Below are 15187 nucleotides of genomic sequence, written 5' to 3' on the forward strand. Positions count from 1 at the left end.
CTGGGCCACGCTCATGGAGAGAAAGCCAGCGGTGCCTGAGTAGCGCCTTGGCAGGTGGGTCATTCCACTTCGCACTTGGCGAAGACATCCATCACATCCCCCGGCTCCGCTGCCAGGAATCGATAATCTTCCGAATCAAGTCCACGCCGGCGCAGCGCCTCGCGCAGGTGAATGGCGGGCTCTTCGCGTGATTCGTCCGTCAGTTGGAATACGCCCCAGTGAATACCCATGGCCTCTCTGGCACCGAGGTCTTGCATGATCGCTACGGCTTCCTCGGGATTGATGTGCTGGTCGCGCATGAACCAGCGCGGCGCATAGGCACCGATGGGAATCAGCGCCAGGTCAGGCGCACCGACGCGCTCGCGCATCTCGCGGAAAATATTCCCATCGCCATAACCAGTATCGCCAGCGAAATAGACCATGCCTGCAGGTGTGTGGAGCATAAACCCCGCCCAAAGCGCCATGCGTCGATCTCCGATGCCGCGCGCCGACCAATGATGCGCGGGGACGATGGTGGCGCGTGCATGGCTATGGATATCCAGCGATTCCCACCAGTCGCCCGTGACAATGCGTGCATCCGGAATCGCGCGGCTCACGACGGCGTCATTGCCGAGCGGCGTCACGATCAGCGGCTGGTGTGCTTGATGCAGCCGGGCCAGGGTGGCGATATCGAGGTGATCGTAGTGATTATGGCTGAGCAGGATCGCATCGATAGGCGGCAGATCCTCGAAGTGAATGCCGGGATCGACGACGCGGCGAGGACCCATGAAACGAAAAGGGCTGGCTCTTTCCGACCACAGCGGATCAGTCAGGATATTCAGCGATCCGGCTTGAATCAGCACGGTGGCATGACCGACAAGGGTGGCGCGCAATCCCTCCACACGTTTATCCGGCACCACTTGCTTGCCCGGGATCGAATTAGGCCACGGCGCCGATTTTTCCTTAAAGCGCCAGCGCAGTACATCTTTTAAGCTGCGATCCGTATCCGGGTGGCCTGGATTGAAAAAGCGAACACCATCGTAATGATCGCTTTCCGGGCCAGCATGATAGATGTTGGTCTTTGCCATTCATTTCGCTCGATCGGCAGCACGAACTGGCTTAATAGTGCTCGACAGCGGGGAATCAAGGCGAGGCTGACTTCATAGGCCAGAAGCCACAGCCCACTGCATGCGGGCGTGCTGGGCGGTCCGGATACGGTGCGTGGTTATGAAGTCAGCATGCTGGTTGGCGCGTCCGGTTTCCTGGCGACGGTCGAGTTGCGTCACGACCTTGTCTTGCCATGGCGCGTGGCAGGAATTGGTTTTTGTCGACCATGGCGGCGTATGGGTCAATGCAAAAACATGGCTGGACAGCACCGGTTCCAATCACGCTGATTTGAGCAGCGCGGGTATCGGCCTCAATTGGGCGGGGCCGGATCAGTGGACCGCGACGCTGCAGGTGGCGGCTTCTGTGGGTAATGCGCCGGAGTTGGCCGGGCATCGGCCGTCGTCGCGCGCGTGGCTGCAAATCAGCAAAGGCTTTTGAGCTAGCGGGAAGCCCCGGAGCGCATACCGCGTCTGCACGTCATTCGATACTGCGACCCGGCAGCGCGATCCTGATAGCGCGCGTGCCCTCGATGCTGCGGCAGGCATCGGCCAAGGCGCTGAGCTTTTGCAAGTCGAGAGCTTGGGCGAACCGTATCTCGACCGTGTCGTAGCCATCCGGTTCGCGATGCAGCGCCATATGCCGAACCGGTGCATGTGCATGGTTGAGAATACGCTCTACCGTCGCCAGCGCCGCATTGCTGCTCAGTTCGATCAGCAGTGCGGTATGACGGCGCCGAGGTTTGACGAAACGTTGCTCCAACGGTTTGAGCAGCGCAAGAATCACCCACAAGATCATGGTGGCAGCTACCGCCGGAACGTATAGACCCGCGCCAGCGGCCAAGCCCACTGCGGCTACTGCCCATAATCCCGCGGCGGTGGTCAGGCCGCGGATCACTTGTTCGCGCTGCATGAAAAGTATCGTGCCCGCGCCGAGAAAACCGATGCCGCTGACGACCTGCGCGGCGATACGCGATGGATCCAGGATGACATGATCGTAGGTCAGCGCATGCCGGAATCCATACGCGGAAACGATCAAGGCCAGCGCAGCACCGACGCTGACCAGCATGTGCGTGCGCAGTCCGGCGGTCCATTCCAGGCGGCCACGATTGGCGCCGATCACGGCGCCAAGCATCGCAGCCGTCAGCAGACGCAAGATAACTTCATAGGAGCTGATCACGCGGCACCTCCCGATATCGTCGATGCATGGTGGATCGTCGTGCATGAAGTGCCGATAAAATCGTTGCTCCAATGCAGTGAGGGTATTCGCCGCGTACGGGTGCCTAGTCGTGGCAGGAGTGCGAAAGTCCCTCAAGGATCGGACAGTCCGGGCGTGAGTCACCCCGGCAGTGATCGGCAAGGTGTTGAAGCGTATTGCGCATAGCCGTCAATTCCTGGATGCGCTGCGTCAATTCATCGATATGGGTCAGCGCCAGGTGTTTGACCTCGCTGCTGGGGCGATGGTGGTCTTCCCACAATTCCAGCAGGGTCGCTATCTGCTTCATCGAAAAGCCGAGACGCCGTGCCTGGTGCACGAAGCGCAATACCTCGATGTCTTTCTTGGCATACGCACGGTAATTGGAGCCGGTACGCGCAGCAGGGCGGATCAAGCCCACCTGCTCGTAGTAGCGGATCATTTTGGCGGAAACGCCTGATGTCTTGGCTGCCTCTCCGATATTCATGGCATGACCTCCTGGGAAGCCTATATGGTGATCCTTCCTATCGTGGCAAGGTCAAGTCCGCATGAAGATTTCCCGATTTGATGCGTGACCGCTTGACCTTCCTAGCGTGGGAATCCCTAGGATGAACTGGACGCGGAATAGCAGGAGTGTCTGGTGAGCACGGTTACTAAAGAAGAAATTCCCGAAAAACAGGCTCGGCTTCAGGTTGGCATGACACTGAGTTTGCCGGTGGAAGGCATGAGCTGTGCTTCGTGCGTGGGGCGTGTCGAGCGCGCACTCAGGGCGGTTCCAGGTGTGCAGTCTGCGGCGGTGAATCTGGCGACGGAACGGGCCGATGTGGTGCTGAGCGATGCGGCGGATGCGCAAGCCGCGATCCATGCCATCGAAGAAGCCGGGTATGGCGTAGGGGAAACGTCGATGGAACTGTCCATCGAAGGTATGAGTTGTGCGTCCTGCGTCGGGCGCGTGGAAAAAGCGCTGAAGCAGGTGCCTAACGTGAGGACGGCGAGCGTCAATCTTGCTGCCGAGCGCGCGCGCGTCAGCTACGTGGCAGGCACGGTGTCGGCATCGGACCTGATCGCGGCAGTGGAGCAGGCTGGCTATCATGCATCGCTGCAAGGTAGTGCCGCGGCGGGCGCGCATCAGGAAAGTGATGATCGCCGCCAGCACGAAGTGCAATCGCTGTGGCATGCCTGGCTGATTGCGACTTGCCTCACCGTACCGATTCTTTTCCTGGGCATGCTGGCCGATCTGGTGCCAGCCATCGGTGCCTGGGTCCATCACACGCTGGGTCGGTCATGGAACTGGGATATCCAGTTTGCGCTTGCCAGCATCGTGATGTTCGGGCCGGGCATGCGATTTTACCGCAAGGGTATTCCGGCCTTGTTGCGTGCTGCGCCCGACATGCATTCGTTGGTTGCCGTAGGCACGCTTGCTGCCTATAGCTATTCCTTCGTCGCCACGTTCTTTCCACATGCGCTGCCAGCCGGCACCGTGAACGTGTATTACGAAGCGGCCACGGTGATCATTAGTTTGATCTTGCTCGGTCGTTTGCTGGAAGCGCGTGCGAAAGGGCGTACTTCAGAAGCCGTGCAACGCCTGATCGGTTTACAGGCGAAAGGTGCGCGCGTGGAGCGCGATGGAAATGTCGTCGAGGTCCCTGTCGAGCAGGTGCGAGCCGGTGACATCGTTCATGTGCGTCCCGGTGAAAAGATTCCGGTGGATGGTGATGTCGTTGACGGTCATGCCTATGTCGATGAAAGCATGATTTCCGGCGAACCCGTGCCCGTCTCGAAAGATGCGGGTGCGAAGGTGATTGGCGGAACCATGGCGCAAGGCGGTGCGTTCCGGTTCAAGGCGACCGGTGTGGGCGGCGACACCATGCTGGCGCAAATCATCCGCATGGTCGAGCAAGCGCAGGGATCGAAACTGCCGATCCAGGCTATCGTCGATCGCATCACAATGTGGTTCGTGCCGGCCGTCATGGGCGCCGCCGCGTTGACGTTCGTGATCTGGCTGCTGGCAGGTCCTTCGCCCGCCTTGGCGTTTGCACTGGTCAATGCCGTAGCCGTGCTGATCGTTGCGTGTCCCTGCGCCATGGGCTTGGCCACGCCGACGTCGATCATGGTCAGCACCGGTCGCGCGGCCGAGCTCGGTGTGCTGTTCCGCAAGGGCGATGCCTTGCAGGCGCTGCGTGAGGTGAAAGTCGTCGCGCTCGACAAAACCGGCACGCTGACCAAAGGAAAGCCCGAGCTGACCGATCTGGTCGCGGCAAGCGGCTTCGAGCGGCACGATGTGCTCGCCTACCTCGCCGCGGTGGAGTCGCTATCCGAACATCCGATTGCACTAGCGATTGTCGAGGCGGCCAAGCGGGAAGGCACGACGATGCATACGGCGCAGGCGTTCGAGTCGCTCGCCGGCCTCGGCGTTTTGGCGCGAGTAGCCGGCAAGCGCGTGGCAGTGGGTTCGGATCGGCTCATGCAACAGCAGGGGGCGGATATCGGCATATTCGCAACGCAAGCCGAGCGATTGGCATCGAAAGGCAAGAGTCCGTTTTACGTCGCTGTCGATGGACGCGTTGCGGCTATGGTCGCTGTTTCCGATCCAGTCAAACCCACCAGTCGTTCCGCCATCGATGCCTTGCACGCCTTGGGATTGAAAGTTGCGATGGTCACGGGCGATCACCATGCAACGGCCAACGCCATTGCCGCCGAGTTGGGCATCGACACTGTTGTGGCTGAGGTGTTGCCAGCGGGGAAGGTCGATGCGATCAAGCGTCTGCAAACGGATGCGGGACAGCTCGCGTTCGTCGGCGATGGCATCAATGATGCGCCTGCCTTGGCAGCCGCCCACGTCGGGTTGGCCATCGGCACCGGCACGGATGTCGCCATCGAATCGGCCGATGTGGTGTTGGTCGGCGGTGACTTGCGCGCGGTAGTCAATGCCATCGCCTTGTCGAAAGCCACGATACGCAACATCCGCCAGAACCTGCTATGGGCATTTGGTTACAACGTTGTGCTGATTCCCTTTGCAGCAGGCGCGTTCTATCCGTTGGCCGGCGTGTTGCTGTCTCCGATGATTTCAGCCGCAGCGATGGCGCTTTCCAGTGTGTTCGTACTCGGCAACGCTCTTCGCCTGAAGCGCTTTCAAGCCCCGATCGGGGCCTAAGCCGTGTGTCGTTTTACCGTCCTGCATTGGCAGGATCGGTGTTTTCATCATGAGTTGTAGCAAGGAGATAACGATGTTCCGTTTCCACGTCCCCGATATGACCTGCGGCCACTGTGTCGCCACGATTACCAAAGCTGTGCAGTCGGTTGATCTCGCCGCGCAGGTGGAGGCCGATATATCCAGGCATGAAGTAAACATTCATGCATCTATTGCCGAGGAGGTCCTTGCGCAGGCGATCAAAGATGCGGGTTATGCGGTGCAACCGATGGATGTGGAGGCATAAGCAGAATCGAGGTGGACGACAGCCGATGGCACGCGCGGTGCCATCGTGCTTTCAAGTCCGGCTGAGTCTCTTGGAGAAAGCTCATCGGTGTCGTGCCTGGCGTTGCACTCAAGCGGAGACGCTGGTGGAGGCATTGATCGAGGCAGTGGATGTGGCCAACGCGGTTGCCAGCGCATGCGCGGCTGCTCTTATTTCAGGCATGGCCGTGCATTCCCAGAAATTGCCGCGTAGCAGGGAGCCGATGGCATGCAAGTCGGGCTGGATATGACCGCGCGCATCGATCAACCGCCCATCCGGATGGGCCAGGATACCGAGTTGCAAAGGGTCTGCGACGGCGAGGCCATCCTTGATGATCTGCGAAAGCAATGTGTGTTCCGTAAAAGCCACCGCGGTATCCAGGCCCGTCGCTTGCACGACAAGATCGGCTTGCAAGTTCGATATTGCCTGGTTGGCGCGCCTGCGCACGGTGACTTCCAGCGATCCATCGCCATCCACCTGTAACACGCGTGCTGCATGTACCTGGAGACGGCCTTCGTCACGCAGTTGCTGGATCGCATCGGCCGACTTGGGGGCAGTACGGTGACGGGACGCTTCCCATACCCAACGCACATGGCGCAGAAACTGGCGGCGTTTGGATAACGTCAGTCCCTGCCAAAGCAATGCGTTGACGGGACGCATGCCGTCGACCACGCTGCGCCAGTCAATGTCTGAGGCATCGCGCAGTGTCTGGCGGATTTTCCGCAGCATGGCGGCTGTTCCATCGCAGGCAAGCAAGGCTGCATTGAGATTGGCTTGGTCCGGGAACGGTGCGATGGGGAGCTCGGGATGAACGAATGGCAGCAGCCCATGACGCGAGACGGCTATGAGTTCCGCATCCGGCCATTGCCTGGCTGCTGAAAGCAGCGTGTCCACGGCGGTAAGGCCGGTACCGATCACGATCAACCGCCGCGGACTCAATGTCCGGTTCGGCAGATTCCATGGATCAAGTTCATAGGATCCACTCGCAAGCGCGCGTGCTGAAACCGTGCGAAGAGGGCGTGGTGTCAATGCGCCCACAGCCAGTACGATCTTGTCCGCTTGTAGCGTACGGTCATCGTCAAGCTTGATCAGATAGCCATCATCGCAACGGTGAAGTTCAGTGGCTTCCTGCTCATGACAAGCGAAACGACGCCCCTGTTGTGAAGCCGTGGCTATGCGCTCCTGCACTTGCGCTTGGATGAAGTCACCGAACCATCGACGGGGAAGGAAGTCCGTTCCATGAATGCCTGCGCGCTGGCGTGCACTATGCTGGACAAAATCCTCGCTTTGATCGACATACAGTCCCATGCCGCTCGCGCGCACATTGAGCAAGTGATGGTCGTGGGGCGTGGCATAGGCCACACCCCGGCCGGTGGTGGACGTGCCGGTGATCCAGTGCACTGTACCGGCATGGTCCTTGTTCAGCAGGGCGCCGAAGACGGCCGCACCTGCCGCGCCGCCGCCAATGATTGCGATATCCGCCATGGAAACATCCTCGTACTGGGCCAGATCGGCACTGTTATGCGTAGCCAGATAGGTACCGGCTACGTACTGGTTTGCGTGAATCAGCTCAACGCGGGATCGCGAACGGTCTGGTGTTGCGTAACGGTCCAGTGGTCGTCCTCTTCATGGAAGCTGCGATAGGTATTCAGTTCACCGCCATAGATATGCAACGAAAGCGCCGGGCGGTTCGACGAGAGATTCTTGCAGCGGTGTGCATAGTCGGCATCGGAAAACGTGACGAAATCACCGACGCCGAGAATGGATGCCTCTCTTGAAACAAGATGAGGATGCTGGTTAAGGGATAGATCGAAAGCTTCGACTTCCAGCACGCCATCCAAGACAAACTCCATGCCCCAAAGACCGTCGTGATCGTGTATCGGGGTAGCGTGGTCCGGCGGCCACAGGATCAATAGGGCTTCATAGTTACGCGACGTTTGCAGTGTCAAGGGGAAGCGACGGTAAGCGATGGCGGAGCGGCCTTCGGCCAGATCGTCGGCGCGCGGACATCCTTCCCATGTGGATACATCGGCCAGTGCTTTTGCCAAGCGTGACCCATCGATGTTTCCCTTCACCCCGGTGAAGGTGTCGATGGTGATAAGCAATCGTTGCTTCCAGCGTGCGATGGAAGAGGTGAGTGCGTCGTGCATGAAAGCCCCTGGTGGTTGGCGTACTCGATGACGAAACAACCACACGCTGCGTTAAAGAACTGCTAGTCGGTCGTTCCGAATGCTCATGGCGATATGCCTTCCATGCGATGCCAAGCCGCGCAAACATTGGGGTAGCCAATTTAATTAAAAATTTGCCAGCGCAATAAGATGAATTTCGTCTTACGCCATAGGTATTTCGAATGAGTAATGAGCGGGTGCGGTGCGGCACTGCGTGGTGGGCGCGCGTTGCGATTTGTTTAATCGCAACGCGCGTTTTTGCAAAGATTCCGATATGAGGATCCTTTCTTCACGTACGATTTTTACGATGCGTCACGAATGATCGCGATGTGCGTTCAGTTGATTGTCTATATTCGGGGCGGTGGACACCAATCAAGCGCGTTTCTTCGCCGCCCTGGCTATGGTGATGTTGTGGCACGCATCACTCGCTAAGCCAGAGTGATACGTGGAATGCGATTGCGCTGTCCTTGCCTGCCATCGATGATGGTTCCCGTAATTTTTCACGGTGAGAAGGGCGGGGATCATTTGCCGACATGCGCGATGAAAGGGCGGCTAGGTTTTTGTTGGCCCGCATGACCTCTGCAAGAAAGGCGCCGCACAGGCATCATGAATCGCACCGCGGCTATTCATGTTTCTTTACTTGTCTTCCAGGCGTTGCGGCGTTTAAATCACTCAGGGAATCTAGGGTGGCGCCTATGGCATACACCCATGACCATTCGAGCGCGGCCAAGCGAAAGCGAATTTCGGCGATTCCTGTTGGACGGCGGGATTGTCAAGTTCGTCGTCGAGAAGGTAGACGTGGATCCGGACGGCACCGTGCTCGGCAACGTCCCACTGGATGCATTGCTTTACGGATTCCAGCGCGCGCGGCTACCACAGCGGCGCGCACCGGAACGCTGGCTTTCCCGCGCGATCAAGAGCGATCACTGGGCGACGGTTGAAGAAGTGATTCTGCGGCGCGCCGGCTCGATCACCTACCGACAAGTGGCACCCGAGTTGTTCGAGGCGACATGCCTGATTTCGATGGGGCAGACAAGCGAAGATCGATTGACGCGTGGCGCGCTTGGCATGGGTCCTATTCTTCGGTAGCCGGGAGCATCCTGCACGCGGTGCGGTCATCGGTGTACCGCCCTGCGGGTTTCATAAGTGGGTCGTTCAACATCGGCATGCGTTGACACAGCCTCTTACAATTCCATCTGCACCGGACATATTTTCCGAACACCCTGTCGCCAGAATGCTTCCTCGTGAAGACGGGCATTTCCCCAGGGCGGCGGCGCGGGGGGACTTTTTTGATTCGCGCCGCCGCCATTCGTCACATCCACGGCCACATCAGACAGCGTGGTCCTTACGGATAAACGAGGTGTGTATGGCAAAGATCTGTGTTTATGGCGCGGGTGCCGTGGGCTGCTACATCGGTGGCCGATTGCTTGCATCCGGAAGTGATGTGAGCTTCGTCGGGCGCGGACGCGTTCCGGGCGATGTGCGAAAGCATGGCCTGATGCTTTCCGATCACAGGAATCGATGGTGGCACATTCCATCATTTGCCGCACATTTTTCTACAGACATCACTCGCGTTGCAGCGGCTGACCTAGTCCTGCTGGCGGTCAGGTCCATGGACATGCCTGCGGCGGCGACAGAGTTGGCGGGATTGCTCAAGCCCGGTGCGACCGTGATCACTTTCCAAAGCGGAATGCGCTGCGCGGAGTTGCTACGTAACGGCTTACCTCAGCATGCAGTGCTGGAAAGCCAAGTGCTTTTCGAAGTGGTCACCCTTGGCTACGGCATTTTTCATCAAGTTTCGGCAGGCGGTTTGGAAATCCGTGCAGGGCAAGGATTGCTGCCGTTTCTCCCCGAGTTCAGCCAGGCCGGCATCCCTCTGCGTATGCATACCGATATGTTGCCCGTGCAGTGGGGAGCTTTGCTGTTGGCTATCAATCAATCCATCAATGCGCTTGCAAACCGTCCCTTGAGGGAACAGTTCATTGAGCGTGCTTATCGGCATTGCCTTGCGCTGGCTCAAGAGGAAGCGTTGGAACTGCTCGCCGAGACGGGCATCAAGCCGCTTCGGCTCGGGCGTTTTGCTCCTGCCTGGATGCCTCGTTTGCTGCGCTTGCCCTGCGTGGTGTTCAGCGTGCTGGGCGCTTCGCTGCTGGATATCGATCCGTTGGCCCGGTCCGCCATGTCGGATGATTTGGCGGATTGCCGCGATACCGAGGTGGACTGGATCAACGGAGATGTCGTTCGCCTGGCTCGCCGGTTGGGCCGCCGTGCGCCGGTGAATGCGCGCTTGTGCCAGCTGGTGCACGAGGCAGAGCGGAGCCCGATAAGGCCGGCCTGGCGGGGCGATCATCTGCTCGCTGAGTTGCAGGCGGCCCGCTCAGGTAAAAGAGGGAAGATAAAGCAGCCTCATCGCGATGCGCTGAGGGATGTCCGGCTGACCTGAGTGTGAGTGGGTAAAGCCGTGGCAACGGGACGCTCCACCCGTCCGGCATCATGCTTATGCATTGGGATCAGTGCGAGGAGATATAGGGTGCATTCGCCTGTGCGGGAGGGAGAGCGAAGCTGCCTTTCATACGCCGGACTTCTTCCTTGGGCGATCGTCCAAAGAGACGTTTAAATTCCCGGCTGAATTGAGAGACGCTTTCATAACCTACGGAGACACTGGCTGCAGCAGCGGTCATGTCGTGGCGAAATATCAATAAGCGTGCTTGATGCAAGCGAACGGATTTTACGTATTGCATCGGAGAGGTATGGGTAATCGCTTTGAAGTGGCTATGAAAGGTGGGAACGCTCATATTCGCTTCGTAGGCGAGTTGCTTTACGTCCAGCGGACCATCGAACGTCGCATGGATATGGCGCAGGGCTTTGCTGATTTTGCCAAACTGTCCTTGCATGGCCAGCGCTGCACGCATGGAGCTGCCTTGCTCCCCTGTGAGTACGCAGAAATAAAGTTCGCGTACCACGCCAGGGCCGAGGACTTCCGCTTCAAGCGGATGATTCAGGACTTGCAGAAATCGTGAAACCAGTTCCCGGAATGGAGCGTCCATCGGACTGGAAAACATGCCGCGCGGCGACAGCGATGGAGCAGACGGAGCGTGTCGGTCAATAAGCAGGGCGACTTCAGCCGCCGTGCTCAAATTGAGTTGCATATAAATAGCCAAGAGAGGCTTGGTGGCGCTTGCGTCCGTTTCCATGGTGAACGGAACCGGCACCGATACGGCGAGATAGTGCTGTTCGTCATACACATAAATATCGTCGCCAAAATAGCCCCGCTTTCGGCCCTGACATACGATGACCAGCCCTGGCTCATAGAGCACAGGGGTGCGCACCAGGGGACGGTCAGAGCGAAGGATACGGACATCAGGCAATGCCGTTGGGTTATAGCCTTCTTTGTGCGCCAGTTGCCGAAGCAACGCCAGCATGCGTTGGTGTTCTTCAAGAGACGACGGTTTCATGATGCGGGTTTCTCGGATGGCGCTATGTCTATTCATAGGAATAGGCAACAAAAATAGATGGTTTGGTCTCTTTTCCCACGCAGTGAACGGTTAATTTGACCATTCGTCAACAGCCACAATGTGTTCAAGGAGCCCCTATGTCAGCCGTCAAGACCTTGCTTATTACTGGCGTCAGCAGTGGATTCGGCAGAGCCCTCGCAAAGGAGGCATTGGCGGCGGGCCACCGAGTGGTGGGCACGGTACGTAGCCATCAAGCCGCGGAGGAATTCGAAGCTATGGAGTCAGGGCGCGCCTTCGGTCGCATCCTCGATCTGGCCCACATGGGGCCGGCCGAGTCGTTCGTCGCGGAGATCGAATCAGCGATTGGTCCGCTTGATGTGTTGGTCAACAATGCGGGCTATGGCCATGAAGGCATTTTCGAAGAATCCACACTGGACGACATGCGTCACCAGTTCGAAGTCAATGTCTTTGGCGCCGTCGCCATGATGAAGGCTGTGTTGCCGTGCATGCGTCAGCGACGGAAGGGGCACATCATCAACATCACGTCGATGGGCGGCTTCATCACGATGCCAGGCATCGCCTACTACTGCGGAAGCAAGTTTGCGTTGGAAGGCATCTCGGAGGTAGTCGGCAAAGAGGTCAGCTCATTCAACATTGCTGTTACCGCCGTGGCGCCAGGATCGTTTCGCACCGACTGGGCCGGCCGATCCATGCATCGCTCGCCGCGTTCCATTGCGGATTACGATGCGCTGTTCGAGCCCATCCGGAGCGCTCGCCAGGACAAAAGCGGCAAGCAATTGGGAGACCCGGTCAAGGCTGCGCGCGCTATCTTGACCGTCATTCATGCTGCAAACCCGCCCGCCCACCTGCTTCTGGGGAGCGATGCGCTCCATCTCGTACGGGACAAGCTCGAATCGCTGAGCGATGAGTTTGCCGCATGGGAGCAGCTGACGCGCTCGACCGATGGATGAACATGCTCGTAAGTGAACGGCCTCTTTGCAAAAAAAGGCGGCAAGGCGGCACCGTCGTGGCGATGCGTATCCACGGTGACGGAGGTGGGTGCCGCCTTGCCAAAGTCGCGCTTACATTCCAAATACAAGCGTGTGGATCAGTCGCCGCGCCGGCTCATGACGAAAGCCTTGATCTGGTCGAGCGTGATGTAACCCTGATGGTTGGTGTCGATATCGTCGAAATGCTGGGCGAGGCGCGGCATGCCGGCCTGGGCTTCGGCCAGCGTCAACTTGCCGTCGTGATTGGTATCGGCGGCAGCGAACTTCTGTTGGAGCATCTGCAAGGCGCGTTGCGCGCGTGATGATGAGTCGTCGGACTGCGGTGCAGCGGCAGCCAATGCAGGCACCAGCAGTGCAATGGCTAACAAGCATGAATGGATACGCATGACATACTCCTTGGTGTTGTGATGGCCTGTCACGGCCATGTCGGCGGATGAACTCAACCGACGGACGACATGCTAGGAGTAAGGTGTTGGGCGATTATTGCGATCGATACGCAAGTTGTTTCAGGTGATGACGGCATCATCCCGCCAGCATGGGAGAGGGCGGGGCCGAGGGGAGCGTGACGCGCGCTTCCAGTCCTCCACCCAGGCGGCGGTGCAAATCAAGGCGTCCACCGTGCAAGCGCACGATGCGATCCACGATCGCCAGGCCGAGGCCACTGCCGCTGACATGCGACCGGCCGACGTCGGCGCGTACAAAGGGTTTGAGCAAGTGCGTTTCCTCGCCGGCTGGAAGGCCCGGACCGCGGTCGAGTACGGATATGACCGCGTGATTGTTTTCAACACGGGTTTGCACTTCCAATCCGGCCACGCCGTACTTGACGGCGTTCTCCATCAGGTTGTTGATCACGCGCATCATCGCCACCGGCCGGAAATACAACGCTGGCAAGGACTGCAGCGACAGCGCAAAAGGATGTCCGCGATCGGCGAAACCATCGGCCAATTCGCGTATCTGTTCATTGATATCGCCGCATGCGAGCGGCTCGTCGCTGCCGGTGCGCCCGAAGTCGAGAAACTGCCCTACGATCACATCGATCTGGTCGATGTATTGGCTGAGCGGAAGTTCGCTGGCGTGACTGTCCATTGCCAGCGCAAGGCGCAATTTGGTAAGCGGCGTGCGGATATCGTGGGAGATGCCGGCCAGCATCACGGTGCGTGAGGCTTCCATTTCCTCCAGGCTGTCCAGCATCGTGTTGAATTGCTCCGCTACGGCTGCAAGTTCGGTAGTGCTGTAGTTCGGAAGTCGTTCCGGACGTCCGCCCGCGCCGAGATTGCTTGCCGCATTGGCGATATCGCGCAGTGGTTGATTGATGCGCCGCTGGATCAGCATGGCCGCCAGGGTCGCCGAGAGCGCCATGCAAAGCGAGAGCACCATCGCGGAAGTCAGCCATCGATAGCGCAGGGTGGCGTGGATCGGCAGGGAAATCCAGTAGCGCTCCCCGCTGATATTGACGTGCACCCATACCCGAGGTTTGGATCCGTCCATCCATCGCACTTCGATGTTCTTGTCCAGGTGAGCCTGCACAATACGAATGAAAAGATCGGCCAGCAGGCCATGTGACTTTGCTTCGCTGAATGGCGGAGGCGTCTTCTGCACGGTGAACCGCCCACCGACGCGGTCGACGAGCGCGATGTATGCATCACGGTGATCGGCAGGAATCTGGGAGAGCGCCGCATCAAGCGTGTTGACCTGCGTCGCCACCAGTTCGGCCACTTCCACCACGCGCGGACGTTGCAGAAGGATGTAGACGAAGATCGTGGACAATTGTGCGGCACCGGCCAGTGCAAGCAGCACAAGCAGGTTGCGACCGAATAGGGAACGTGGCCAGAGCCTAGGCATGACTGCCATCGGGAATGAACATATAGCCGATCCCCCACACGGTGCGGATATACAGCGGTGATGACGGGTCATCTTCGATCTTGCGCCGAAGCCGGGAAATCTGCACGTCAAGGCTGCGATCCATGGAGTCATGGTCGCGCCCTTTCACTTTGTCTTGCAGATGATCGCGACTCATGGGACGGCGCGGATTGGCGGCAAACACGCGCAAGAGCTGGAATTCCATGCTGGTCAGTGGAATCACTTCGCCATCGCGCTGCAGTTCCATGCGCGAGATATTCAGTTTGAATGGACCGAATTCGGTGATTTCATCATTGCCCCAGGTCTGAGTGTTGTGCAGCATTTTTTGCCGCCTCAGCATTGCGTTCAAACGGGCAATCAGTTCACGTGGATCGAACGGCTTGGCCAGGTAGTCGTCGGCGCCCATCTCAAGACCAAGGATGCGATCGACCGGATTGCCGCGCGCCGTCAGCATCAGGATCGGGATCGTTTGTCCCATGACACGCAGGCGCCGGCAAATCGAAAGACCGTCCTCGCCGGGCATCATCAAATCCAATACCAATGCATCGTAGGGTTCGCGCTGAAGCATGCGGTCGAGCTGCTCCGCGCTAGCGATCGCCTGCGTGTCGAAACCATGTTCGCCAAGATAGCGGCGCAGCATGCCGCGCAGTTCGGCGTCGTCGTCCAGGATGATGATGCGTGGCGGTCGCGTGTTCACTGCGGGATCTCCGAAAACGTAGCTGGCTTTCCACAGCTGTCGTGTGGACGACGTCCGCATTATCGCATCAGCATGAAGGCGTGTAGTCCCGGTTTGGGCCGTTTCAGGGCTGCTCGTAACAACTTGTAACAAACTTGGTGGGCGCAGCAATCGTCTGCCAACAAGGTCTTCCTAATCTTCGCCATCGCGCTGATCCAGGCGCGGGAAATCCATCTCGGATGGCGTGCGCCAGGCATGGCGCACCTGTCCGATGATTTTGCAGAGA

At 58.8% G+C, this 15187-nt stretch carries 15 protein-coding genes; 6 read left to right on the forward strand and 9 right to left on the reverse strand.

Annotated elements, in window-relative coordinates; translation table 11 throughout:
- Nucleotides 1-59: 59 nt before the first annotated feature.
- Nucleotides 60-1067: an MBL fold metallo-hydrolase gene (locus tag AC4HNJ_RS18945; RefSeq protein ID WP_490481164.1), complete on the reverse strand. Its 1008-nt coding sequence runs from the start codon at nucleotides 1065-1067 to the stop codon at nucleotides 60-62.
- A 139-nt stretch (nucleotides 1068-1206) separates the two neighbouring features.
- Here AC4HNJ_RS18945 and AC4HNJ_RS18950 point away from each other — a divergent pair, with 139 nt between their 5' ends.
- Nucleotides 1207-1524 (forward strand): hypothetical protein, encoded by a 318-nt coding sequence (locus tag AC4HNJ_RS18950; RefSeq protein WP_490481165.1) that lies wholly within the window; start codon nucleotides 1207-1209, stop codon nucleotides 1522-1524.
- A 39-nt stretch (nucleotides 1525-1563) separates the two neighbouring features.
- Here the strand turns inward: AC4HNJ_RS18950 and AC4HNJ_RS18955 are convergent, their stop codons facing one another.
- Together AC4HNJ_RS18955 and cueR are read right to left on the reverse strand one after the other, a co-directional pair.
- Entirely contained in the window at nucleotides 1564-2262 is a 699-nt protein-coding gene (locus AC4HNJ_RS18955) for an MgtC/SapB family protein (RefSeq protein ID WP_490481166.1), read from the reverse strand.
- A 103-nt stretch (nucleotides 2263-2365) separates the two neighbouring features.
- On the reverse strand, nucleotides 2366-2764 hold the full coding sequence (gene cueR / locus AC4HNJ_RS18960; RefSeq protein WP_490481167.1) for a Cu(I)-responsive transcriptional regulator: 399 nt from the start codon (nucleotides 2762-2764) through the stop codon (nucleotides 2366-2368).
- Nucleotides 2765-2974: 210 nt separating this feature from the next.
- Between cueR and AC4HNJ_RS18965 the strand changes: the two genes are divergently transcribed.
- Together AC4HNJ_RS18965 and AC4HNJ_RS18970 are read left to right on the forward strand one after the other, a co-directional pair.
- Nucleotides 2975-5431: a heavy metal translocating P-type ATPase gene (locus AC4HNJ_RS18965; RefSeq protein ID WP_490481212.1), complete on the forward strand. Its 2457-nt coding sequence runs from the start codon at nucleotides 2975-2977 to the stop codon at nucleotides 5429-5431.
- A 73-nt stretch (nucleotides 5432-5504) separates the two neighbouring features.
- A complete protein-coding gene (locus AC4HNJ_RS18970) occupies nucleotides 5505-5714 on the forward strand; it encodes a heavy-metal-associated domain-containing protein (protein WP_490481168.1) in 210 nt (69 codons plus the stop codon).
- Between the two features lie 108 nt (nucleotides 5715-5822).
- On the opposite strand, the gene AC4HNJ_RS18975 is transcribed toward AC4HNJ_RS18970, so the two are convergent.
- Both AC4HNJ_RS18975 and AC4HNJ_RS18980 read right to left on the reverse strand, forming a co-directional pair.
- Nucleotides 5823-7217, reverse strand: a complete 1395-nt coding sequence (locus tag AC4HNJ_RS18975; protein ID WP_490481169.1) for an FAD/NAD(P)-binding protein — start codon at nucleotides 7215-7217, stop codon at nucleotides 5823-5825.
- Nucleotides 7218-7297: 80 nt separating this feature from the next.
- Nucleotides 7298-7882 (reverse strand): cysteine dioxygenase, encoded by a 585-nt coding sequence (locus tag AC4HNJ_RS18980; protein ID WP_490481170.1) that lies wholly within the window; start codon nucleotides 7880-7882, stop codon nucleotides 7298-7300.
- Between the two features lie 726 nt (nucleotides 7883-8608).
- On the opposite strand from AC4HNJ_RS18980, the gene AC4HNJ_RS18985 reads away from it, so the two are divergent.
- Together AC4HNJ_RS18985 and AC4HNJ_RS18990 are read left to right on the forward strand one after the other, a co-directional pair.
- Nucleotides 8609-8989 (forward strand): hypothetical protein, encoded by a 381-nt coding sequence (locus tag AC4HNJ_RS18985; protein ID WP_490481171.1) that lies wholly within the window; start codon nucleotides 8609-8611, stop codon nucleotides 8987-8989.
- Nucleotides 8990-9266: 277 nt separating this feature from the next.
- A complete protein-coding gene (locus AC4HNJ_RS18990) occupies nucleotides 9267-10343 on the forward strand; it encodes a 2-dehydropantoate 2-reductase (RefSeq protein ID WP_490481172.1) in 1077 nt (358 codons plus the stop codon).
- A gap of 67 nt (nucleotides 10344-10410) precedes the next feature.
- On the opposite strand, the gene AC4HNJ_RS18995 is transcribed toward AC4HNJ_RS18990, so the two are convergent.
- On the reverse strand, nucleotides 10411-11403 hold the full coding sequence (locus AC4HNJ_RS18995) for an AraC family transcriptional regulator (RefSeq protein WP_490481173.1): 993 nt from the start codon (nucleotides 11401-11403) through the stop codon (nucleotides 10411-10413).
- A gap of 89 nt (nucleotides 11404-11492) precedes the next feature.
- On the opposite strand from AC4HNJ_RS18995, the gene AC4HNJ_RS19000 reads away from it, so the two are divergent.
- A complete protein-coding gene (locus AC4HNJ_RS19000; protein WP_490481174.1) occupies nucleotides 11493-12326 on the forward strand; it encodes an oxidoreductase in 834 nt (277 codons plus the stop codon).
- Between the two features lie 137 nt (nucleotides 12327-12463).
- On the opposite strand, the gene AC4HNJ_RS19005 is transcribed toward AC4HNJ_RS19000, so the two are convergent.
- From AC4HNJ_RS19005 to ompR, 3 genes are all read right to left on the reverse strand, one after another.
- Nucleotides 12464-12751, reverse strand: a complete 288-nt coding sequence (locus tag AC4HNJ_RS19005; RefSeq protein ID WP_490481175.1) for an EF-hand domain-containing protein — start codon at nucleotides 12749-12751, stop codon at nucleotides 12464-12466.
- A 136-nt stretch (nucleotides 12752-12887) separates the two neighbouring features.
- The gene (locus tag AC4HNJ_RS19010) at nucleotides 12888-14207 is read right to left on the reverse strand and encodes an ATP-binding protein (RefSeq protein ID WP_490481176.1); all 1320 of its coding nucleotides are present in this window, start codon (nucleotides 14205-14207) and stop codon (nucleotides 12888-12890) included.
- Complete coding sequence (ompR, locus tag AC4HNJ_RS19015) at nucleotides 14200-14922, reverse strand: osmolarity response regulator transcription factor OmpR (RefSeq protein WP_490481177.1); 723 nt, start codon at nucleotides 14920-14922, stop codon at nucleotides 14200-14202. Before ompR ends, AC4HNJ_RS19010 begins: the two co-directional genes overlap by 8 nt.
- Between the last annotated feature and the right edge of the window lie 265 nt (nucleotides 14923-15187).

It is taken from the genome of Dyella sp. SYSU CM1112, from assembly GCF_058216415.1.

Excerpts from the sequence above, each read along its gene's own strand:
- AC4HNJ_RS18985 (WP_490481171.1), top strand. The coding sequence starts at position 8,609 with ATGACCATTCGAGCGCGGCCAAGCGAAAGCGAATTTCGGCGATTCCTG.
- AC4HNJ_RS18975 (WP_490481169.1), bottom strand. The coding sequence starts at position 7,217 with ATGGCGGATATCGCAATCATTGGCGGCGGCGCGGCAGGTGCGGCCGTC.
- AC4HNJ_RS19010 (WP_490481176.1), bottom strand. The coding sequence starts at position 14,207 with ATGCCTAGGCTCTGGCCACGTTCCCTATTCGGTCGCAACCTGCTTGTG.
- AC4HNJ_RS18945 (WP_490481164.1), bottom strand. The coding sequence starts at position 1,067 with ATGGCAAAGACCAACATCTATCATGCTGGCCCGGAAAGCGATCATTAC.
- AC4HNJ_RS18990 (WP_490481172.1), top strand. The coding sequence starts at position 9,267 with ATGGCAAAGATCTGTGTTTATGGCGCGGGTGCCGTGGGCTGCTACATC.
- AC4HNJ_RS19000 (WP_490481174.1), top strand. The coding sequence starts at position 11,493 with ATGTCAGCCGTCAAGACCTTGCTTATTACTGGCGTCAGCAGTGGATTC.
- AC4HNJ_RS18980 (WP_490481170.1), bottom strand. The coding sequence starts at position 7,882 with ATGCACGACGCACTCACCTCTTCCATCGCACGCTGGAAGCAACGATTG.
- AC4HNJ_RS19005 (WP_490481175.1), bottom strand. The coding sequence starts at position 12,751 with ATGCGTATCCATTCATGCTTGTTAGCCATTGCACTGCTGGTGCCTGCA.
- AC4HNJ_RS18965 (WP_490481212.1), top strand. The coding sequence starts at position 2,975 with ATGACACTGAGTTTGCCGGTGGAAGGCATGAGCTGTGCTTCGTGCGTG.
- cueR (WP_490481167.1), bottom strand. The coding sequence starts at position 2,764 with ATGAATATCGGAGAGGCAGCCAAGACATCAGGCGTTTCCGCCAAAATG.
- AC4HNJ_RS18950 (WP_490481165.1), top strand. The coding sequence starts at position 1,207 with ATGAAGTCAGCATGCTGGTTGGCGCGTCCGGTTTCCTGGCGACGGTCG.
- AC4HNJ_RS18970 (WP_490481168.1), top strand. The coding sequence starts at position 5,505 with ATGTTCCGTTTCCACGTCCCCGATATGACCTGCGGCCACTGTGTCGCC.